The sequence below is a fragment of the Treponema sp. R6D11 genome, assembly GCF_054786075.1.
The window spans coordinates 1-377 of the sequence record NZ_BDHD01001143.1; the positions used below are offsets into that span (position 1 = coordinate 1).

Genomic DNA, 377 nt, shown 5'->3' on the forward strand with positions numbered 1-377 from the left:
GGGTATGGGCGCAGGCTTTTTCCAGGTCCATCCAGTCAATGCCTTTTTTTATCCCATAGGAGGCAATTACCTTTTTTAAATTCTCGACTGAAATGGGAACCCCCGGCCCCGCTTCGCGGAAAAAATCTCCCTTTACTTCCATTGCGTCTTCGGAAATGTGAATTCCTATTTTTGCATCCTGGTAGTTAATAACCTCGCCAAAAAAACTTTTTCCCGACGCCTGAAAAAGCAGCAGTCCGTCCTGGGCGGCTTTAATTGCCGAGCCGTGAAGTTCCAGTCCGTTGAACAGTTTAATCTCCGGGTCGTTACCGGGAAGGCCCGGAATAACATTGCCGAATACATCCTTGCCGTCTTCCCCGGCGGCGCCTTCGCTGACC

Annotated in this window: 1 protein-coding gene; it reads right to left on the reverse strand. The window is 50.4% G+C overall.

Going from position 1 to position 377, the window contains the following annotated elements:
* The coding region (locus ACYVTD_RS17850; RefSeq protein WP_461248956.1) for a flagellar assembly protein A at positions 1-377 on the reverse strand (377 nt) is incomplete at both ends.